Here is an 18,670-nt window from a genome sequence, read left to right on the forward strand (position 1 = left end):
CCCGCTTCGCGAGGGGTTGACGCAACACCGGCGTCGTCTACGGTCCGTCCATGACACGTGGCGAGCACGGCAGGCCCACCGGCTCTCAAGACGACGAGCTTCGTCTCCGTCAGGAGCTTGAGCTGGTCCGCAGCGACTTCCAGACCAGATACGAGAGCCTGCGTTTCGGGTGGGAGCTCGCTCTCGGACCGATTCGCTGGAGAGCACCCCTGCACGCCGGCCAGATCTCCACGTTGTTCGGCCTGCTCATCACCACGATCTTCACCACAGGCGCTGCCCTCATCCTCGTGTCGTCGTGGCAGGCACTAGGGACGGCGATGGTGGTCGGCTCCTTGTTCGCCATTGGGTCATTCCTGACCCAGTGGTGGTCCCTGCAGATCGGCCGCGAACGTGAGATCTGGCGACAGGTGTTCGCCTCAGATTGGGATGCCGTTGTGCGGGAGCTCACACAACTACGTGCGCGGCAGACCGAGCTGGAAGAGCAGCTCAAGAACCTGGAAGACGACGAATCAGGCCCGTAAGCCGGTGATCGCCATGCGTGCGACCCGGACCGGCCCACCGCCTCGTGGAATGCCCCTCGCGGCCGGAGGATTCTGGTCGCAAGTGACGGTGGCTCCTATTGAGGCGCCTTCAAGGGCGGGGAGTGTCCGGGTGGGCCGGAGTCGATGGATCCTTTGAGGGCGACCATGGCCCGGGAACGTGGGGCTCGGCACGCAGCAGAGGGAGGAGCACGTCGTCGAGGATCTCGATGATGATGTGGTCGGGTATCGGCGCGCCCTCGGTCAAAAAACGGAACATCAGTAGCCGGTGGCCCAGGTCGGCGAGGTGTGTCTCGACAGCCGCGGGATGGATCTCACCGGCGGCTGCCGCCTCACGCAGGAGAGCGCGCAGGGCTTGGCCGCGGGGTTCGAAGACCTTCTCGCGCAGGGCTGACATGAGCTCTGGCCTGCGGTGGGTCTCGCCCAGCAGGGCTCGCATGGCACCGCCGCCGGGACTCGCGAGACCATCGGCCAGCTGCCGCAGCAGTCCGAGGAGGTCGGCGCGGACATCTCCGGAATAGCCAGGCGACGAGGTGGCGGGCAGGCCGTGCCGCACAGTGTCGGCGATCAAGGCGTCCTTACCCGGCCAGCGGCGATATAGGGGTCCCTTGCCAGTGCCCGCGCGGGCCGCGACACCAGCCATGGTCACGCCCGCGTAGCCGTGGTCGGCCAGCTCCGTGAGCGTGGCGGCGTAGATCTGCGCCAGCAGCCGGTCACCCCGGCGGCGGGATCGCCCCTCTGTTCCAGTCATCATCCCCTCGCAATCCCCTAGGGGATTATTCAGGGTAGGAGACCGTTGCGTCTCTTCGCCCCACACCACCACGATTAAGAGACCACATCGTCTCTTAACGCGGAGCGTGGATGAACACATCGACGGAACTCCGGCCAAGGGCAGCAACCGCCCTGGCAGCAGCGTTCGCGGGCTGGACTGTCGGCAGCGCGGCCTGGTGGCTGCTGGAACCGCGGTCCGACCCGGTGCGGCAGGCGGCGGCCGTAATACTGGCGGCGCTGGGCATCGCGGGGTTGGGCGCCGCCGCGTCGCGCCGCCATCGTCCCGCCGCACGGCGACTGCTGATCGCCGGGCACTGTGTGCTGATCCCCGTCCAGTTCGCCCTGGTGGTGATCGCCGGTACCGGCCTGCTCTTCGTCGGGCTGGGCCTGTCAGCCGCTCTGGTCACGACCATGGCTCCCACCTTCCGGCAACTGCGGCCCACACCGCGCAAGGTGTGGCTGACCCTGCACGTCGGCTTCTCTGTGAGCTGGCTCGGCGCATCGACCGCGATGCTGGTGCTCAGCCTGGTCGGGGCGACGACGGCCGATCCCGCACTGCGGCGCCACGCCTATGCGTTCATGCACGTCCTCGACCTGGCGATGGTGATTCCGCTCGTGCTCCTGTCGATCGTCACCGGAGTCGTGGTCTCGCTCGGCGGCAAATGGGGCCTGGTCAAGCACTGGTGGGTGCTCCTCAAGCTCGCCATCTCACTCTTCATCGTCGCCGTCGCCGCGGCCTGGGAGAACTTCCTGGTCCGCGACCTCGCCGACACGACCGCGGCCGATGCGGCCGGCCGGGACTGGCGGCTGGCCGCCTGCATGGCCGGCTTCACGGGCCTGTTGTGGACGGCGACGGCGCTGTCGGTGCTCAAGCCGTGGGGCCGCACTCCCCGGGGTCGCCGCAGCCTCATGACCGCCAGATCCCATCGACGACAAGGAGTTCAGTCATGACAAGAAGTGTCGACCGCAGGCAGGCGCTGGGCGCAGCGGGCATCACCGCCCTAGGAGCCGCAATGGCCACCGCGCCACCGGCGTCCGCGAGCAGGGAAGCGACGGGAGAACTCCTCACCAGTCCACTCATCGGCACCTGGCGGGCCACCGTCTCTCTCGAGAACGAACAGGAAGCGGCGATATTCACCTTCCACCCCGGCGGGATCTTCACCTCGGCCGCCGAAGGCATCCACATCGCCGCCGGACGCTGGGCAGCCACCGGACACAACACCTTCGCCTACTCGCTCTGGCAAATCCTCCCCAGCGACCTGAGCGGCCTGCCCCACCGCTATCTGGGTGAAGTCCAGGCGATGCACACCGGACGCCTCGACGGCGACACCATGACCAGCCAAGGCATCGGCCGTCAGATCGACATCGACGGGAACGAACTCCGCCGGGGCATCGTTCATGTCCGGGCCACTCGCTTCGGGATCCACCTGTTCTAAACAACGTCCCTCGCAGTCGCGACGATGGCCGGCCCCTGGATAGCGGTATCCAGGGCCCTGCCAGCACCGGCAAACCCCTCTCAAATGCGAAGTGAGCGGGCAGGGTAGCCAGCTCCAGACGTGTCCAGTCGGCCGTTCCCGCAGGTCCGCCCGTCATCCAGTCGGGAGCACAGCACAACGTGATCGTCGGAGTGCCTCTGGTAGCGCGGATGAGCTGGATCCGGCGCTGGATAACCCACCATTCCAGCACCAACGCGGCAGCCCGCTCCGCGATGAAAGGCCGCGCAACCAGTCGCCGTCCTCGCCCTACCTGTCCTGCTGATGATCCTGGTAGCCGCTCTGCCGACCGATCGCGCCGACCGGACATTCCGTCTGCTGCGCCTGCTGCGGAACCGACCCGAACACCCAGCGCCTCCACGTCCTCACCGTTAGGCGGCGGGACTGAGCCGGTCGGATGCACCGTCCGACGCCAATCCGGCCCCAGGAAGGCACACGACTACCTACGATCGTGTCCCTGCTCCCACGACTACACCGCCACACCCCCGCAGACCGCACCGCCAACATCCCCCACAACTGCCCCTGCGACAGCGACAGCCCAAGAACTACGAAACTGCCAGACACCTGACTGCTCATGTCGCCGCTTCATCAGGGCCCGTTACAGGCGCCACAGCTCGATCTTGCCGTCGGCAGGGGGCAGCGGTGTCGGCGGGCGGTCCTGCTGGACGAGGTCGGCGCCGACGAGGCGTAGGTGTCCCGGACAGTGATGTTCTCGCCAACCGATAGCGGGAAGAAGGGGCGACGGCCCAGGTCGCCGACATCTCTTTGCCGGAGCGTACGGCGGACCAGGGCCCCCAGTGAGAGATCCGCCCATGACGGCGTCTCATGATCTGCTGGCCGTACTCAAGCAACTACCTCGGCGACAACGCATCATCAGGGCGTTCACCCTGGACGGCTATACACCGGGCGAGATCGCGGGTGTGCTCGGGATCGCCCCCAACAGCGTGCGGGTCTCTCGCTGCACAAAGCACGCCACAAACTACGCGCCTGGTACCTCAGCCATCAGAACGACGAGGCCGCCTGAGATGCGCGCTGGTCGACGGGGCTGGCCTGGGGTCTGCTGCGGTGGTGTCATTGTCCGCTGGCGCTACCCAGCATGTGGTTCAGCGTTGGTTGAGGTAGTTCAGTGCGGCGTCGAAGGCGGAGTCTTGGTTGTTGTTAAGTTCTCTTTCGCTGAAGACGCCCGGGGTGAGGGTGTGCGGGGGAATGCCGGCGCCGTCGAAGGTGGTGCCGGTCTTGGTGAGGTAGAGCTCGTTCGGCAGCCGGAACAGACCGCCGTTGGGCAGCACCCGGGTCATGGTGTCGGAGAAGACGCCCTGGGTGTTCTCGCCGATGCGCCTGGGGGCCGGCGTGCGCCCGATCATCGCCTGGGTGAAGGTTTCCGCTGCGCTGATGGTGAGCGGGCCGGTCAGCAGTGCGATCGGGCCAGTGTGACCAGGGCCGCCGTTCGGGCGGACGGGCAGCGGCTGCGGGCGGGTGAAGCGGGTCGGGTCTGCCGGGTCGTTGCGGGCCTTCTTGGTGTACGCCAGGTAGGGGCGTGTGGTGAACCGTGCGGCGAGCCGGAGGCCGAGTGCATCGGAGCCGCCGCCGTTGATCCGCAGGTCCAGGATGAGCCCGCGGAGGCGGTTGTTGTGGAAGATTTGGTCGAGGGCACGGTCGAGCTCGGCGGCATTGGCTTGGTGGCTGTCGGCCTCGGTGTAGCCGGCGAAGGAGAGAACGCGCAGATATCCAAGGCGTCCGGGCAGGTCTGCATAGCCGATCGAGCCTTGCGCCCAGGTGGTCAGCGGCTTCTTGGTGTCGCGCTTCTCGATCACGTCCTGGACCTGCTTGAGGAAGGCCTCGATGTCGGTGGGCAGACGCGTGCCCGGCCTGATGCCGTCGAACGTCCTCTCGCCGATCTGAATCCCGGTGTGGGCGTCCCCGAGCGGCTCGATCATCGCGCGGAGCACACCGAACAGCTGGTCGTCGGTGGTGTCCGGCCCGATCCTGGGCCTGTACCTGTCACGGACGGCCCGCCAGTCGATGCCCTTGGCGGCGAAGAACGGGTAGTTCTCCGCGAAGGTCGTCCAGAACACGTCGAACGCCTTGACCGGATCGCGCTTGCCGGGCGGGGGGCTGCCAGGCTCACATCCCTTCGGCAGCCTCGGCAACCGCCGCAAAGTCACCTCCCCGACCGAGCCGTCCCCTTGCATCCGCGCCAGTCGGTGCCCGTGCGGACGCATGGTCATCGTCGGCCTTTGCTCGTGATCGACGAACCGGACCGTGCCCTCCCGTCCGGCAGGCCCGTCCCGCCGGCCGGTCAGAACTCCCTTCAGGCAGCTGACCGAAGTCGTGTCGTATGCCTGCAACCGGCCGTGCTCAATCGCCATCACCATGCTGTAGCCGTCGGTCTGCCAAATCCCCTCCACAGATCCGGGGCCGCCACCCGTACCGGCCATCGCCCCGGTAGGTACGCCAACCGTGACCGCCGCCGCCCCGGCCACCACCATCGTGAGAGCTGTGCCCATGCCCGTGCACCCCTTTCACCTCGCCTCGAGCACGACCACCTCACCCGCCTCCGCGTCATGAGCCCTGCCCACCGCGACGAACCCGGCCTTGGCAGCGACGCGCAGCGAAGCAGGATGGTCCACCGGTGCAGTGATCCGGACGCCCGTGATCCCCGGCCGGCTCAGTCCCCACTCGCGGAGCAGACTCGCGGCCTGCGAGGCATAGCCGGCCCCGGCAAAACTCGGATAGATGGCATACCCCAACACCAGGAAGCCATCCTGGTCCGGGGGTCCCGCAAAACCTGCGGACCCCACCGCCTGGCCCGTGGCCCTGCGCACGCACAGCCAGGACCACAGCCCGATCTCGTCCGGATTCTCCAGCAGCCGGTCCCTCATGAACGGCAACGCGTCATCCATCAAAGGAGGCGCCACCAGCGGGTCAGGGAACACCGCGCCGGTCAGTCTCTCCACGGCCTCGCGATCGCCATCCGCCCAAACGGCCAAGGCGTCACCACTCAACGGCCGCATCTCCACACAGTCCCCGACAAGCGGGCCCAGATACTGCACAGCCTCACTATCCCATCGGGATGCCGCAGCGGCCCCATCACCAGACAGAATCGGCCGTGCGGTCATTCTGCCTGTGGGGTCGCGTAGTAGGTCTTGACCGGCATTGAGTCGTGGAGCCGGACGCCGCCGGAGTTGAGGCGGGCCAGCGTTCGGCTGGCTCCGGCGGGCAATGCGGAGATGGCGCGTGCGGCTTGGGCCATTGCCCAGACGCTGAGGCGAGAGTTGGGGATGAGGCGGCGCGGCGGGCGAAGGTACGGCTGCGCCGCACGAGCTCGGCCATCTCCCGTTCGCAGGCGGGGTAGGCGCGTTGGTGGTCGCCGCCAGCTTGGGCCAGTTCACCGGCCAGCACATAGGCGCCCAGGACGGCCAGGCTGGTGCTGCCACCGACGGCGGGTCCCGAGCGGTAGCCGGCGTCGCCGACGAGGGTGACGCGGCCGTGTGACCAGGCGTCCATGTGAAGCTGGGTGATCGAGTCGAAGTAGAACGCCGGGCTGCGGTCGAGCTCGGTCAGACAGCGGTCCACGTCGGCGTGCATCCCGGTGAACGCGCCCAGCAGCAGTTCCTTCTGCCGTTCGATGTCGGTGTGGTGGTAGTCGAGTTCGCGTTCGTGCTGAACCGCGATTCGGGACCGAAGACCAGACGCCGTACGTTGGAGTGCAGTCCGTCTGCGCCGACCACCAGGTCGAGGCGGCGTTGCGGCCCGTTCGCGGACCTCACCCCACAACCCGCGCCGCCGCGCGAGGCCGCTCCGGATGCATCGGCGTCGATAGAGTCGCCGAAGACGTAGTCGCGGGTGGCGTCGTAGCAGATCGCGCTCAGGTCGTCGCGCATGAGCTCTACATGCCGGTCGGAGACGGCGCTGAACACCTTGCCGAGGTCGACGGTCACCGGCCGCGCAGAACCCTCCCGGTAGGCGGTCATCTCGGTGGTGCCGGTGGCCATTTGCCGGATTCGCGGGAGCACACCCATCTTCTCGCAGATGTCCATCGCTGGGCGGAACAGGTCGACCGCGTGGCCACCGGTCTTGCGCAAGGCCGGGGCGCGTTCGACCACCGTGACGTCGAAGCCGTAGCTGCTCGGCCAGTCCGGCCCGGCGACGCCGGCACCTGAGATCAGGACGTGCAAGACCGGTCTCCTTCCGCTTCGTTTCTGCGGTCACTGGGAGGAGCCCCGGCCTGGCCGGTCACGGGGTCGGGGAGCACGATTGCCCAGCTCACCGTCCTGTCACGAGGTGGGAAGGCCATCGTCGCTCGACCGGGTCTGCTACCGAAGGCCGAGGGACTGGATGAGGTGGGTGGTCCACCAGCGGAGCTGGGGGGCGGGGGTCGTGGCCGCCGGACCGGTGAGGCCGGCGCTGCGGCGGAACGCTGGGCCGTACAGGGGTTCGGTGGCGAGGGCTTGGTGGAGAGCGGCGACGGCGAGCCGGGTGTCCTCGACAGGGACGCTGGCGGCGTCGGGTCGCAGGGCGTGGAGCGCGTCGACGACCGGGTCGAGCATCCCCGATCCTTCGTCGCGCCATCCGGCGGCGTGCAGCGCCACGGCCAGTTCGCCGTAGCCCTGGCGGTAGAGGGCGGCCAAGGCGTCGACCAGCTCACCGAGGTCGGCGCCACGGTCGAGCCAGGAGTCCAGCACCTCCTGCAGCCCGGCTCGGATCTTGCGGCCACCGTGGCGCAGCAGGGCTTCCAGGAGGCGGTCACGGGTACCGAAGTGATGGTTGACCCCAGCGTCGGTCATGCCGACGCGGGCGGCGATGGCCCGGACCTGGACGGCGGCCACGCCACCCTCGGTCAGGAGCCTTTCGGCGGCGTCCAGGATCTGGCGCCGCGCCTCGTCAGCAGGACGGCGCACACGGGAACGTGTCACACCGCCCACTCTACCTTGACTCGTCAAGATATGAGTCATACCGTCCCACCTTGACCTCACAAGGTAAGGAGACGCCATGACCGACCGCACCGTCCCACGTCGGCGGCGCATCGCCCGCCCCGACGCGACCCTGCGAGGGCAGGAGACCGGCGCCGGGCCGACCGTCCTGCTGCTGCACGCCGACGGTGAGCGCCGCCAGGTGTGGACACCGGTCATCGACGTCCTCGTCGGCGCCGGATTCCGGTGTGTGGCGTACGACCAGCGCGGGCACGGCGACAGCGACGGCTCACCGCAGGTACTCGCCTCCTACGCCGACGACGTGGCCGCCATGCTCGCCGCCGAGCCACCAGGATGCGTGGTCGTCGGTGCCTCGCTGGGCGGCCTGGCCGCCATCGCCGCACTCGCCGATCCGGCCGTGCGCGCGAGGGTGGCGGGCCTGGTGCTGGTGGACATCGTCCCCGACCTCGACCCCCGTCGCGTTCGCCGCTTCCTGGTTGCCGCCGGCATGCTCGACACCCAACCCGACCTGGTCGGCGACGCCGTCGCCCAGGTGCCACGGCTGCGGCAGATCGTCGCCGGTCTCGATGTGCCCGTCCTGCTCGTCCGTGGCGGCAGCCGCTCCCCCATGACCGGCGAGGACGTCGACCAGCTGCTGCGCCTGGCCCCGCACGCCACCGTGACCCGCATCCACGATGCCGGACATCTCATCGCCCGCGACCGGCCGGTCGACCTGGCCGAGACCATCGTCGCCGTCACCGCCGGCTGGCCGGCTCTGGCGCTTCTGCACGATCTCGGCGCAGCGCAGGTCGACCACCCCGGCGGAAACCTCCTCGACCATCTCCAGCGCGTGCACGAACTAGTCGCAAGCTGGGGCGGAGACCGGCGCGTACGCCTGGCCGCGCTCTGCCACGCCACGTACGGCACCGACGGCTTCCCGGTCGCGCTGCTGCCGTTCGACCAGCGAACCCGCCTGCGAACGGCCATCGGTGACGACGCCGAAGCCCTGGTCTACCTCTACGACGCCTGCGACCGACGCACCACCTACCCCCACCTGGGCGCGACACCACTCCCGCTCACCGATCGCTTCACCGGCAAGACCATCACGCTGGACGCCGCCGACCTCACCGGCTTCGCCCTCCTCACCATCGCCAACGAACTCGACATCGCCCGCACCGCTCCACTCACCTCCGAAGCACGCCGCGACATCCGGGCCCTCATCACCGCGCTGGCGGCCTACATCCCCGACGTCACCGCCGCCCAAGCCCTCACCGACCCGGCCCTCCTCTGACGCCTCACCGGCCGGAAGCGGCTGTGTCGGCGCGGCATCCCCGACACCTCTATCTCAACAGAAAGTGCTTGAGACATCACTTGCAGTGACTAAACAGCGGAGCGGCAGGCCTGTACGACATATGGAGACCGGAGCACCCCGCACCGCCGATCCAGGAGGCCCTCCCCTGATGCGACTCTCCCCGTCCGCGGCCGCCGCCGCCTTCACCGCCGCCGTCGCGGTGCTATCGGCCGCCGTCCCCGCCCACGCGGCCAACGGCTACGACCGGTGCCCCGACGGCTACTACTGCATGTTCGCGGGCCTCGACGGCACCGGCGACATGATCACGCTGCGGGGCAGCATGCCCGACCTCGCGGCGCTCGGCATGAACGACCGCGCCAAGTCGGACTGGAACCGCACGCCCTCGACCATCTATCTCTGGTCCGACGCCCACTACACCGGCTGCACGGCCGTGACCTCCGCTGGGCCGACCGGCAAGGGCAACTTCTTCCCCACCTATCAGGACTTCTTCAGCGCGGTGCAGTTCGACGGTCCGGGCGGCCCGTCCTGCGGCGCGTCCCGATCCCGGCCCTGACCATCACTGCGGCCGCTGCCGTGCTGACTCTGGCCGCCCTGGCTGACGGTCTTCTCCAGGGCGTCCCCCCGAGGGCCGTGTCGTGTTCGCCGCGCTGGCCGAGTTCATCCGCGAGTTGATCGTGCAGGGCGCGCATGAGGGACTGGCCGCCCGCGACCTGCTGCCCGAGCCCGCCCGGTCGGTCAGCAGGTCGCGGGCCGGGTGACGTTGAGCCGTTGAACCAAGGTCGTTGGCAGCAATAGTCATGTTCTGGGCATTGCTGCCGCCGTTCGTCCGGCACAGCATGGGCGTGTGATGGCTTCTTCAGACCAGCGGCAGGTCACCTTCGTCTTGTTCGACGACTGCGTGCTCCTCGACCTCGCGGGGCCGCTCGATGTCTTTCATACGGTGTCGACATTGGGATCCGGCCCGGGATACCGCCTCGTCACGGCGTCGCCTGATGGCGGGCCCGTGCGTTGTGACAGCGGCGTGAGCGTGAGCGTCGACACCGCGTTGTCGGCTCCCGAGCTCGCGGCCTCCACCGACACGATGATCGTGGTAGGCGGACCAGGCGTCGATGCTTTCGCCGCGAACGAGGAGGCGATGGAGCAACTCGCGCGGCTGTCTCGCCGGGCACGGCGCACCGGGTCGGTGTGCACGGGGGCGTTCGCGCTGGCGGCCGCCGGTCTGCTGGACGGGTGTAGCGCGACCACTCACTGGGCCTACGGTGACCGGCTCGCCCGAAGGTATCCGAACGTTGTGGTCGATTCGGACAGGATCTTCGCGCGCGATCGTGATCGCTGGACTTCCGCCGGGGTCACGGCAGGCATCGATCTGGCTCTGGCGCTGGTCGAAGACGACTTCGGGGTCGAGTTGAGCCATGCGATCGCGGGTGCGCTGGTGGTGTTCGCCCGCCGCCCCGGAGGGCAGACCCAGTTCAGCACGCAACTGCGACACCAAACGGCCAAGAGCACCTCGGTGGCGGAGATCCAGCGTTGGCTACCCGATCACCTGGGTGAGCGCATCACGGTCGAGACGTTGGCGGAGCGCGCCCAGATGAGCCCTCGGACGTTCGCACGCGTCTTCCGCCGCGAGACCGGGACGACCCCCGGCGCTTATGTGGAGCAGCTGCGGATCGAAGCCGCTCAGCGGTTGCTGATCACCACGGCCCTGACGTTGCCGGTGGTCGCGCAGCGGGTGGGCTTGGGCCGGGTGGAGATCCTGCATCGTGCGTTCCTGCGCCGGGTGGGGACCACGCCTGGTCGCTACCGCGACCACTTCGCTGTTGCGAGCGCGTCATGAACGAACGCGCTCCCGACACAGCGCCTGGGACGGACTGGATCACCGGCGTACTCGGCCTCACCTTCACGGCTCTCGGCCTGTGGGCGGCGGTTGCCCCGGCGACGTTCGCCCGTACGGTCGCGAACTTCGGGCCGCTGAACGAGCACCTGATTCGTGACTTCGCCGCGGCGTCCCTGGCGTTCGGCATCGGGCTCATGGCGGCGGCGCGGATCGCGGCGTGGCGGACACCGATCCTGATGCTGGCCGCGATCTGGAACGGGCTCCATGGGATCTCGCACCTCATTGAGGTGGATCACGCTCATCCGCACGTCCTGGGGGCTGTGGAAGCCGTGCTGCTCGCGCTGGTGACGCTCGCGCTCTTGCGGCAACTCCGTCGATCCACCCGCACGTGACCCAGGCAGCCCTCGCCATCGCCCAGGACCTGGCTGACCAGGCGGCCCGATCAGTCATCCCGCAGAAGGAGAAGCACAGATGGGGAAGCAAGCACAACTGACCTCGCCGACGGCGTTCGTCGCCGAGGCGGAGCGGATGACCAACCAGCGAGACGTGGATGCGATCCGAGGAGTCTTCGCCTCCGATGGCCGATGGAGGTGTGTCATCGACGGTCTCGAAACCCACGACACCGGGATGGAGGCGATCGCGGACCGGTGGCGGCTGCTCTGCCGGTTCATGGCGGACCGCGATCTGGTGGTGCGGAAGGAACTCCTCGCCGCGACCGACGACCAGATCATCAATCGCTGGCACGGCCGGGCCAAGGGCGGTGCACGGCCGACCGGGATCGAGGTGTGGAGATTCGATTCCGGCGGGTTGGTCACCGAGCAACTGCTGATGGGGTTCCTCGACCCGCGACCCGAAACCTCCCCGGCCGTGATGCTGGGGCTGCTGGTCTCGCAGCCTGGCACCGCGCTCACCTTCGCGCGCCACCGCTTCGCAGGACGGGGGCAGGCGTGAACGACACGACCCGTACCCAGGTGGTCGTCATCGGCGCCGGCTTCTCCGGACTGGCGGCGGCACAGGACCTCGTCGACCACGGAATCAACGTCCTCGTCCTGGAGGCACGCGACCGTGTCGGCGGCCGAACCCTCAACGTCACGCTGCCCGACGGCAAGGCGATCGAGATGGGCGGCCAGTGGGTCGGGCCCGGGCAGGATGTCATCATCGAACTCGCCCGGGAGCTGGGCATCGCCACTTATCCGACCTACGACACCGGCCGCAAGATCCTGTGGCACCGTGGCCGGGCCCGTTCCTACCGAGGCAGCATCCCGCCGGCCGGCCCGGTCTCCCTGGCCGATCTCGGGCAGGCGTTGTTGCGGCTGCAGCGAATGGCGAAGACCGTCGACCCCCGAGAGCCGTGGCAGGCTCCCCGCGCCCAGGAGTGGGACCGGCAGAGCCTGGGAACCTGGATGCTGCGCAACACCAGGACCAGGTACGCACGGACGATGCTGACCCTGTGGTCCCACTCCGTGATGGCCGCCGACCCCGACGAGATGTCGCTGCTGCACGTTCTGACCCATGCGGCCGCACATCGCGGACTCATCGCGCTGATGTCGACCCGAGGCGGAGCCCAGGAAGAGCGGATCGTCGGCGGCTCACAAGGCCTGGTCCAGGCGATGGCCGATCGCCTCGGCGACCGGGTGATGCTCAACCGACCAGTGCGCCGCGTCCACCACACCGAAGTCGCACACGATGGCGCCGGTCAGGTCTGGGCGGAGACCGACACCCTCAGAATCGAAGCCGACCGACTCATCGTCGCGACCAGCCCCGTGATGGCCGGACGCCTGGACTACTCCCCACCACTGCCGGCCGGCCGCGACCTGCTGACCCAGCGCATGGGAATGGGCTCGATCGCCAAGGTCGTGACCGTCTACCCGAACCCTTTCTGGCGCGACGACCAACTGTCCGGCCAGACCACGAGCGACACCGGCCTGCTCGCGTGCACCTTCGACAACACCCCCCAGGGTTCCGACCTCGGCGCACTCGTCGGGTTCATCGCCGGCAGCAACGCACGCGCCTTCGCTCACATGGACCCGGCAGAACGACGCCGGCGGGTGCTGGACTCCATGGTCCGTCTGTTCGGACCCGCCGCCGCGGATCCGATCGACTACCACGAGAAGATCTGGATCGAGGACGAGTGGGCACGCGGTGGCTACTTCGGGATCATGCCGCCCGGCGGCTGGACCGCAGTCGGGCCCCACCTGCGGAAACCCATCGGCCCGATCCACTGGGCCGGCAGCGAGACCGCGGAGACCACGTTCGGCTCGATGGACGGCGCGATCCGAGCCGGCCGCCGCGCCGCCAAGGAAGCACGCAGCGCGCTCCGATCCCTGACTGAGACCGTGCGATGAACCAGCCCGCTACCGAGCCACAGCGGAGGAACGCGAGGTCTTCGAGCACTCTGCGCTATAGACTCGCCACATTGCGTGAACATACGGTGACGTTCTCCGCAGCCATGGAGAAGGAGAGTCACATGAGCGACGGCGTGGCGCCCTGGTACGGGCGCAGTTTCGACCTGCTCGACACCGACCGCAACGGAGTGATCGAGGCGAACGATCTGGCGGCGCTGGCCAACGGGCTGCTCCGGGCGGGCGATATTCCCGTCGACTCGGCGAAGGGTCAGGCGCTCCGTGCCGCGTACCGGCGCTTCTGGGAGATCATCAGCGAGTACGCCGACGCCGACTCGGATCGGCGGATCACCCGCGAGGAGTTCATCAAGGCGATGGACGGCGGGATGAGCAGGGGCTCGATGTTCACCGAAGGCGTCACCGACGCGGTCGCCGCGGAGTTCGCGGTGGTCGATGCCAACGACGACGGACAGGTCGACCTGGCGGAGTTGCAGAGGTTCCTCCAGAGCGCCGGCCTGCCGGAGGACGAGGCCCGCCAGACCGCGGCCGACATCGACCGCAACGGCGACGGCATCGTCTCCCTGGAGGAGTACGAGCAGGCCTGGCGCAGGTACTACCTCGGCGGAGACTCACAGACCCAGTCGTAGCTAGAGCCTCCGGCCGAGCTGACGGCCCGTCCCGTCGAAGGGGATGGTTCAGGGGTGACCCGGAGGTCATCGGGCGGCGGGCCATCCCACAGGATCGGTTTGCCGTGGCGGGTCAGCCAGACCCGGCCGGCGGCCAGGTCGAAGACCGGGTACGGGTCCTGGCCCGCCGACCGGAAAGCGCGCATCGTCTCCGACGAGCTACTGAGCTCCGGCTGTAACCCCGAGGGAGATGGTCTGCGGGGAAGCGTTCACGAATAGCGCCCCTCAACGCGGTGATGTGGACGACCACGACACATGATCATCCGGCCCGCAGGAAGGGAGGGGCTCTGCCATTGATGTTGCCGACCGGCAGGAGAGCGGCGGCGCGTCAACTTCGTGCCTGGCAGGGCGAGGCCGCGGCGGGTTGTCCGTGGCGGAATGGTGTCATCTGAGCTCGCACAATCCTGATGACAAACGATCAACGGCTGGCTCGGGCATGTGTGCGTCGGGGAGTTTTACCCCCTAACCGGCCACAACCATTCCATCTGGTCGATCGCTTTCAGCCCCGACGGCCGCACCCTGGCCAGCGGCGGCGACCGAGCGATCCACCCGTGGGTGCTGGACACAGCCCAGGCCACCAAGCGTATCTGTGCCGCGTCCAGAAGCGCCCTGACCTCGCGGGAATGGCAACGCCACGTCGGCGGCGGCCTCCCCTACAACCCGCCATGTGCGCAGTAGCCAACCCGGTGTGCGGCTTTCAGCTGGTGAAACCAGGCGGTCGGTGACCCTCACCCGGACCCCACTCCAGCAGCTGACCAAGAGGTTGCGGCTGAGCAGTCGCGCCACCGCCGCAGTCGGATTGCGGCGTCCTGCATGATGCTGGGCCAGTGCGGCCGCACCCGGTCGAGCGCGGCCGGCGCCGCCTCGACCCGGGTGGGGCCACAGGGTGCCACAGCCACCATCCGCTCGCCTTGCGCAGCGGTTCAAGAGCTTCCTAGCCGGCGCGGGTGCTGTCCGCCGCCGACGGCTAGGGCTTGATCAGGCCGTACAGATCCGTGATCGTGCTGTCGTCGGCGATCAGTGGGAGGGTGTCGAAGATCAGGCTCCAGTCCGCCACCCGGCCGTCGCGGTGTCCGAAGCGTTCGATGATCCCGAACGAGGTGGTGCGGCGCTGGGCGTTCACCGTGCCGTACCACTCCTGGTAGGTGGCCTCGCGGGTCACGACGCGCCGGCCCGGTGCGAGTCCGGCCTGCGGGTCGGTGCCGAGCTTGCCGAAGAACCGCTGGAGGTACGCGATCTTGCCGGCGCGCGTGCGCAGCGTCCGCTCCTGCAGCCCGGTGCCCGACAGTGGCGCGCGGCCCACGCCGTCGACGAGGGCCGCGGCGTCCCTGCGGTTCCATGCCGCGACCCGCCGCGTGACGTCGCCGGGACGTGCGGGTCCCGCGGTGGGCGAGGCCTTGCCCCGGCTCCGGTCGGAGATCCCTGCGAAGACGTCCTCCAGGGTCGAGCGGAGCGGCTTGAACCACGTGTACCGGTCGTAATAGCGCCGCCCCTGGACCACCTTGCCGTCCTTGTCGAGCACTACCCGGTAGATCGCCGGATAGCTCACCTTGTGCCCGCTCAGCGTGGCCTCGTTGTCCGCCCCGTACATGACCGTGCCGGATCCGACGGCGATGCGCGTCGGCCGGAAGCCGAACAGCGGAACGAGCTTGAGGGTGCCGCGGATCGACGTCTCGATGTTCTGCCGTCCCACCACGGGTAGGCGGGCGGCCTCCCAGAGGGTGGCGTCCTCGGTCCACATGCTGCCGTAGACGGCCACGCGGGCGTTCAGTTCCTCCTCGTTGGGCTTGGCGGGGTCGCTGTAGGTCGGCATCGCGCCGAACCTGGTCTGCCGGTCGATGAAGGCCTGGTCAGCCGCCGTCACCGTGCCCTCGATGACCGGTCTTTGCTCGGCTTGGGCGGGGCCACCGATCGGGAGCGGCACTACGAGGGCGGTGAGGGTGAACGTCACTGCCATGGCGCGAGTCTTCATTCCGTTCCCCCGGGGGTTGGTGTGGGTGGGTCAGCGGAACGCCCCGCCCGGTGCGGTCAGGCGGTGCGGGCGGAACCGCGTCGAGGATGGCCACATCGATCGCGATCGGCTCGGCGGAGTCCTCAAGGCCGGGCGTAGCGTTCCCCTTCGTGGTCGTTCCTGCTGATCACGAAGTTACGGAGCAGGGAATCTTGAGGAATCTGTCGCACTTAGGTATTCGCGCGGCGATCGTCTGGTGCGGTGCCGCATCAGCGGGACGCTGCGACATGCGGGCAAGCCCGCATGTCGCCTCACCCCTGGCCTGCTGGAGGGCCGTCCGACGCGAGAGAGACGCTCTGAAGCTCCGCGCCGCCGAGGCCGCGCGCGAGCGAACCGGCCGCCACGTCGTGGTGGTGCCCGCGCTGTACGGGCAGGACGTGGACGAGCTCGTCGCCAACGCGACGGCGCGCTACAACGCCGCCTGCGAGCAGGAGTACCGCGAAACCCAGCTGCAAGGCCCCAAGGACGGGCTGTTCCCCAACCCCGAGGACTGCCACACGTACTTGGCGTGCGGGATGAACTCCGCCGGCGAGATCGTGGCCGAGGTCCAGCCCTGCCCCGCGCGGAATGCGCCTGGCCGGTGCTCACCGGGACCTGGTACTACCCCGAGGGCAAGGAGGTGCGAAGCAACCTCGGCTCATTGTGGAAATGCGTCAACGGCAGCTGGGAGCGGGTGGGCGACGAAGGGACGACCACAGGAGAGCTTTTCGGCACCACAATAGGCAACCTGAGCGATCGCGCGCTGAAGACCGACGTGGTCGCGAGGCGTTGCGAGGAAACGCAGGGGAAACGTCGTCCCGTGTTCCCTGGGGCCGATCATCTCCGCGACGTGACCTCTTCGAACGCGATGTGAGGACTCTGGCATGACTCCTACGGGCGATCTCCCCCACGCCAGCCGGCGCACGTTTCTACGACGAGCAGGCCTGACCGCGGCTGCCGGCGCGATGCTTCCCCTCGTCGAAAGTCCCTCCGACTTCGCACTCGCCTCCACCGCAGACCCCGATCAGCTCTTCAAGGCGGGCAGGTTCGGGGAGGCTGAACGCGGCTACCGGAGGCTTCTGCGCGGAGAGCCACGTAATGCGCGCGCCCTCGCTCAGTTGGGGTACATCGCCCTCCTGGCCAATCGGTTCGGTCCCGCTGAGACGTACCTGTCCAAGGCCGTCGCGCTGACGCCTGGCGACGTCACCTCAAGGCAGCGGCTCGCCGAGTGCTTCGTGCGGCAGGACCGGCTCACCCCCGCGATACCGTTGCTGCAGAGCACCAACAGGCCCCGCGACACGGCGTTCGCCGAGGTGTACTCGCACATCAGCGGCGTCCCGTGGCAGGTGTACGGGGCGCGGGGCACGCGCGTTCCCTTCTGGTCCCTTGACCCCATCCCTTCTGTCAAGGCCTCGGTGAACGGCGGGGAGCCGAAGACGTTCCTCCTCGACACCTACGCGACCTTGGACTTGACGCAGGACGCGGCGGAAGAGGCGGGTCTGCGCGCGGTGGCCTCCTATTCCGGAGGAGTCGTCGACGGGCACCCGGTCACGCTCTATCTGGGCGTTCTGGATTCGTTCAAGGTCGGGGACATCGAGATCCGCAACATTCCGGTGCAGTGGAACGACGCCCAGCGGCCGCCTCTTCCGGGCGGGCCGCCGGCGGGCGCCTTCGGGACGACGATCTTCTACCACTTCCTCACCACGATGGACTACGCCGGCCGGGCCCTGATCCTGCGACGCAAGACCCGAGGCCGGCGGCGCGGGTCCCAGGCGCAGGGCCGACTGCCGCTCTGGCTTGCCGGCGACCACTTCCCGTGCACGCTGGGCAGCCTCGGCGACCACGGGCCGCGGATGGTCACCGTCGACACCGGCGGCATCGGCAGCGCCCTCGACACCACGGTCGAGATCGCCGAACGGGTCGGCATCGAGGTCGACTACGAGCATCCGATGGAGCGGTTCGGGCGCACGAGCTATCCGATCACCGCCGACCGGATCAGCCTCGGCAGGGCCGTGGGACGGAACGTGCGCGGCGTCGCGGCGAAGGACGTCTTCCCTGGCCTTCCCGGCCCTGGCCAGTCAGCGCAGTTCGGATTCGACCTGATCGCCAACTTCACGCACGAGTTCTTCAAACCGTTCGCCATCACCTTCGACTACACCGACATGAAGCTCTCCGTCACGCGCAGATAGCGCCGCGCCGGTCGGAGCCGGTCCAGCACCTCGGTCATCATCAGAAACCGGGCGCCGTCCGGCAGCGGCAGATCAGGCCGGACGACCTCCCTCGCAGTTGCGCACGAGGTCGTCTCCGCGACGTTGAGCGCCCTCATCTGGGGCGACCGGACCCTGGCGGACGCACAGAAGACCGGTGACCTCGCCCTCGAAGGCGACCCGGCGATCGCCGGACGGTTCTTCGCCCTCTTCCCGCTGCCCCCCACCGCCGACCGTCCGGACGCGGCCATGAGCGCCCCAACTGGCACCCCCTGACGACAGAGCCGCCCACCCACGGACCACCGCCCGCGAACGTCGCTGCTCGCGGGCGGTGGTCAGAGGGTTTGGCGGATCAGTGCCAGTCGCTGATTCGTACGTCGTGCGGGTCGGGGGCGCCTTGCCCGGTTTCGAGGCGCTGCTTGAGGCTCATCAGGAAGGTGGCCCACTTGGTGCTGCAGTGGTTCATGAACTCCACCTGCTCGCGCCAGCCCTCGTGACTGAACAGCACGATCGTGTAGTCGCCGTCCTGGCGGAGGTCCCAGCGCACGGTGGTGCCGACCCACTCCGGCGGTCCGGGCACCGG

General features: G+C 68.6%; 23 protein-coding genes. 15 read left to right on the forward strand and 8 right to left on the reverse strand.

Annotated features, from left to right (window positions below; all coding sequences use genetic code 11):
- The first annotated feature begins 50 nt into the window (after positions 1–50).
- The gene (locus ABD333_RS36110; RefSeq protein WP_344547069.1) at positions 51–521 is read left to right on the forward strand and encodes a hypothetical protein; all 471 of its coding nucleotides are present in this window, start codon (positions 51–53) and stop codon (positions 519–521) included.
- A gap of 109 nt (positions 522–630) precedes the next feature.
- On the opposite strand, the gene ABD333_RS36115 is transcribed toward ABD333_RS36110, so the two are convergent.
- Positions 631–1,293, reverse strand: a complete 663-nt coding sequence (locus ABD333_RS36115; protein WP_344547070.1) for a TetR/AcrR family transcriptional regulator — start codon at positions 1,291–1,293, stop codon at positions 631–633.
- A gap of 107 nt (positions 1,294–1,400) precedes the next feature.
- Here ABD333_RS36115 and ABD333_RS36120 point away from each other — a divergent pair, with 107 nt between their 5' ends.
- Positions 1,401–2,261 (forward strand): hypothetical protein, encoded by an 861-nt coding sequence (locus tag ABD333_RS36120; RefSeq protein WP_344547071.1) that lies wholly within the window; start codon positions 1,401–1,403, stop codon positions 2,259–2,261.
- A 62-nt stretch (positions 2,262–2,323) separates the two neighbouring features.
- Positions 2,324–2,746 (forward strand): hypothetical protein, encoded by a 423-nt coding sequence (locus tag ABD333_RS36125; RefSeq protein ID WP_344547072.1) that lies wholly within the window; start codon positions 2,324–2,326, stop codon positions 2,744–2,746.
- A gap of 1,160 nt (positions 2,747–3,906) precedes the next feature.
- Here the strand turns inward: ABD333_RS36125 and ABD333_RS36130 are convergent.
- The 5 genes from ABD333_RS36130 to ABD333_RS36150 all read right to left on the reverse strand — a co-directional run bounded on the left by ABD333_RS36130 (position 3,907) and on the right by ABD333_RS36150 (position 7,719).
- A complete protein-coding gene (locus ABD333_RS36130) occupies positions 3,907–5,310 on the reverse strand; it encodes a S41 family peptidase (RefSeq protein WP_344547073.1) in 1,404 nt (467 codons plus the stop codon).
- A 15-nt stretch (positions 5,311–5,325) separates the two neighbouring features.
- Positions 5,326–5,856 carry a GNAT family N-acetyltransferase gene (locus tag ABD333_RS36135; RefSeq protein ID WP_344547074.1) on the reverse strand — a complete coding sequence of 177 codons (531 nt, stop codon included), beginning with the start codon at positions 5,854–5,856 and terminating at the stop codon, positions 5,326–5,328.
- A 37-nt stretch (positions 5,857–5,893) separates the two neighbouring features.
- Complete coding sequence (locus ABD333_RS36140) at positions 5,894–6,391, reverse strand: Rossmann-fold NAD(P)-binding domain-containing protein (RefSeq protein ID WP_344547075.1); 498 nt, start codon at positions 6,389–6,391, stop codon at positions 5,894–5,896.
- Positions 6,364–6,981 (reverse strand): FAD-dependent monooxygenase, encoded by a 618-nt coding sequence (locus ABD333_RS36145; protein ID WP_344547076.1) that lies wholly within the window; start codon positions 6,979–6,981, stop codon positions 6,364–6,366. The genes ABD333_RS36140 and ABD333_RS36145 overlap by 28 nt, the downstream gene beginning before the upstream one ends.
- A gap of 138 nt (positions 6,982–7,119) precedes the next feature.
- The gene (locus tag ABD333_RS36150) at positions 7,120–7,719 is read right to left on the reverse strand and encodes a TetR/AcrR family transcriptional regulator (protein WP_344547077.1); all 600 of its coding nucleotides are present in this window, start codon (positions 7,717–7,719) and stop codon (positions 7,120–7,122) included.
- 76 nt (positions 7,720–7,795) lie between these two features.
- Between ABD333_RS36150 and ABD333_RS36155 the strand changes: the two genes are divergently transcribed.
- The 9 genes from ABD333_RS36155 to ABD333_RS47670 all read left to right on the forward strand — a co-directional run bounded on the left by ABD333_RS36155 (position 7,796) and on the right by ABD333_RS47670 (position 14,568).
- A complete protein-coding gene (locus ABD333_RS36155; RefSeq protein ID WP_344547078.1) occupies positions 7,796–9,007 on the forward strand; it encodes an alpha/beta fold hydrolase in 1,212 nt (403 codons plus the stop codon).
- 169 nt (positions 9,008–9,176) lie between these two features.
- Positions 9,177–9,581, forward strand: a complete 405-nt coding sequence (locus tag ABD333_RS36160; protein ID WP_344547079.1) for a peptidase inhibitor family I36 protein — start codon at positions 9,177–9,179, stop codon at positions 9,579–9,581.
- 82 nt (positions 9,582–9,663) lie between these two features.
- Positions 9,664–9,786: a hypothetical protein gene (locus ABD333_RS36165; protein ID WP_344547080.1), complete on the forward strand. Its 123-nt coding sequence runs from the start codon at positions 9,664–9,666 to the stop codon at positions 9,784–9,786.
- Positions 9,787–9,875: 89 nt separating this feature from the next.
- On the forward strand, positions 9,876–10,862 hold the full coding sequence (locus ABD333_RS36170) for a GlxA family transcriptional regulator (RefSeq protein ID WP_344547081.1): 987 nt from the start codon (positions 9,876–9,878) through the stop codon (positions 10,860–10,862).
- On the forward strand, positions 10,859–11,254 hold the full coding sequence (locus ABD333_RS36175) for a hypothetical protein (protein ID WP_344547082.1): 396 nt from the start codon (positions 10,859–10,861) through the stop codon (positions 11,252–11,254). Before ABD333_RS36170 ends, ABD333_RS36175 begins: the two co-directional genes overlap by 4 nt.
- 79 nt (positions 11,255–11,333) lie before the next feature.
- Positions 11,334–11,813 carry a nuclear transport factor 2 family protein gene (locus ABD333_RS36180; RefSeq protein ID WP_344547083.1) on the forward strand — a complete coding sequence of 160 codons (480 nt, stop codon included), beginning with the start codon at positions 11,334–11,336 and terminating at the stop codon, positions 11,811–11,813.
- Complete coding sequence (locus ABD333_RS36185) at positions 11,810–13,207, forward strand: flavin monoamine oxidase family protein (protein ID WP_344547084.1); 1,398 nt, start codon at positions 11,810–11,812, stop codon at positions 13,205–13,207. The genes ABD333_RS36180 and ABD333_RS36185 overlap by 4 nt, the downstream gene beginning before the upstream one ends.
- Positions 13,208–13,329: 122 nt before the next feature.
- On the forward strand, positions 13,330–13,851 hold the full coding sequence (locus tag ABD333_RS36190; RefSeq protein ID WP_344547085.1) for an EF-hand domain-containing protein: 522 nt from the start codon (positions 13,330–13,332) through the stop codon (positions 13,849–13,851).
- Between the two features lie 477 nt (positions 13,852–14,328).
- Positions 14,329–14,568, forward strand: coding sequence for a hypothetical protein (locus ABD333_RS47670; protein ID WP_410557115.1), 240 nt, complete (start codon positions 14,329–14,331; stop codon positions 14,566–14,568).
- Positions 14,569–14,857: 289 nt separating this feature from the next.
- Here the strand turns inward: ABD333_RS47670 and ABD333_RS36195 are convergent, their stop codons facing one another.
- Positions 14,858–15,847, reverse strand: coding sequence for a hypothetical protein (locus tag ABD333_RS36195; protein ID WP_344547086.1), 990 nt, complete (start codon positions 15,845–15,847; stop codon positions 14,858–14,860).
- Positions 15,848–16,481: 634 nt separating this feature from the next.
- Between ABD333_RS36195 and ABD333_RS36200 the strand changes: the two genes are divergently transcribed.
- The 3 genes from ABD333_RS36200 to ABD333_RS36210 all read left to right on the forward strand — a co-directional run bounded on the left by ABD333_RS36200 (position 16,482) and on the right by ABD333_RS36210 (position 18,363).
- On the forward strand, positions 16,482–16,754 hold the full coding sequence (locus tag ABD333_RS36200) for a hypothetical protein (protein WP_344547087.1): 273 nt from the start codon (positions 16,482–16,484) through the stop codon (positions 16,752–16,754).
- 10 nt (positions 16,755–16,764) lie between these two features.
- Complete coding sequence (locus tag ABD333_RS36205; RefSeq protein WP_344547088.1) at positions 16,765–18,069, forward strand: aspartyl protease family protein; 1,305 nt, start codon at positions 16,765–16,767, stop codon at positions 18,067–18,069.
- 123 nt (positions 18,070–18,192) lie between these two features.
- Positions 18,193–18,363 carry a hypothetical protein gene (locus ABD333_RS36210; protein WP_344547089.1) on the forward strand — a complete coding sequence of 57 codons (171 nt, stop codon included), beginning with the start codon at positions 18,193–18,195 and terminating at the stop codon, positions 18,361–18,363.
- Between the two features lie 76 nt (positions 18,364–18,439).
- Here ABD333_RS36210 and ABD333_RS36215 read toward each other — a convergent pair whose 3' ends face one another.
- The gene (locus ABD333_RS36215) at positions 18,440–18,667 is read right to left on the reverse strand and encodes an SRPBCC family protein (RefSeq protein ID WP_344547090.1); all 228 of its coding nucleotides are present in this window, start codon (positions 18,665–18,667) and stop codon (positions 18,440–18,442) included.
- Between the last annotated feature and the right edge of the window lie 3 nt (positions 18,668–18,670).

This window comes from Actinomadura fulvescens, from assembly GCF_039533225.1.
GTDB lineage: Bacteria > Actinomycetota > Actinomycetes > Streptosporangiales > Streptosporangiaceae > Spirillospora > Spirillospora fulvescens.

Excerpts from the sequence above, each read along its gene's own strand:
- ABD333_RS36110 (WP_344547069.1), top strand. The coding sequence starts at position 51 with ATGACACGTGGCGAGCACGGCAGGCCCACCGGCTCTCAAGACGACGAG.
- ABD333_RS36190 (WP_344547085.1), top strand. The coding sequence starts at position 13,330 with ATGAGCGACGGCGTGGCGCCCTGGTACGGGCGCAGTTTCGACCTGCTC.
- ABD333_RS36125 (WP_344547072.1), top strand. The coding sequence starts at position 2,324 with ATGGCCACCGCGCCACCGGCGTCCGCGAGCAGGGAAGCGACGGGAGAA.
- ABD333_RS36160 (WP_344547079.1), top strand. The coding sequence starts at position 9,177 with ATGCGACTCTCCCCGTCCGCGGCCGCCGCCGCCTTCACCGCCGCCGTC.
- ABD333_RS36140 (WP_344547075.1), bottom strand. The coding sequence starts at position 6,391 with ATGCACGCCGACGTGGACCGCTGTCTGACCGAGCTCGACCGCAGCCCG.
- ABD333_RS36180 (WP_344547083.1), top strand. The coding sequence starts at position 11,334 with ATGGGGAAGCAAGCACAACTGACCTCGCCGACGGCGTTCGTCGCCGAG.
- ABD333_RS36115 (WP_344547070.1), bottom strand. The coding sequence starts at position 1,293 with ATGATGACTGGAACAGAGGGGCGATCCCGCCGCCGGGGTGACCGGCTG.
- ABD333_RS36205 (WP_344547088.1), top strand. The coding sequence starts at position 16,765 with ATGACTCCTACGGGCGATCTCCCCCACGCCAGCCGGCGCACGTTTCTA.
- ABD333_RS36120 (WP_344547071.1), top strand. The coding sequence starts at position 1,401 with ATGAACACATCGACGGAACTCCGGCCAAGGGCAGCAACCGCCCTGGCA.
- ABD333_RS36195 (WP_344547086.1), bottom strand. The coding sequence starts at position 15,847 with ATGGCAGTGACGTTCACCCTCACCGCCCTCGTAGTGCCGCTCCCGATC.
- ABD333_RS36155 (WP_344547078.1), top strand. The coding sequence starts at position 7,796 with ATGACCGACCGCACCGTCCCACGTCGGCGGCGCATCGCCCGCCCCGAC.
- ABD333_RS36175 (WP_344547082.1), top strand. The coding sequence starts at position 10,859 with ATGAACGAACGCGCTCCCGACACAGCGCCTGGGACGGACTGGATCACC.
- ABD333_RS36170 (WP_344547081.1), top strand. The coding sequence starts at position 9,876 with ATGGCTTCTTCAGACCAGCGGCAGGTCACCTTCGTCTTGTTCGACGAC.
- ABD333_RS36130 (WP_344547073.1), bottom strand. The coding sequence starts at position 5,310 with ATGGGCACAGCTCTCACGATGGTGGTGGCCGGGGCGGCGGCGGTCACG.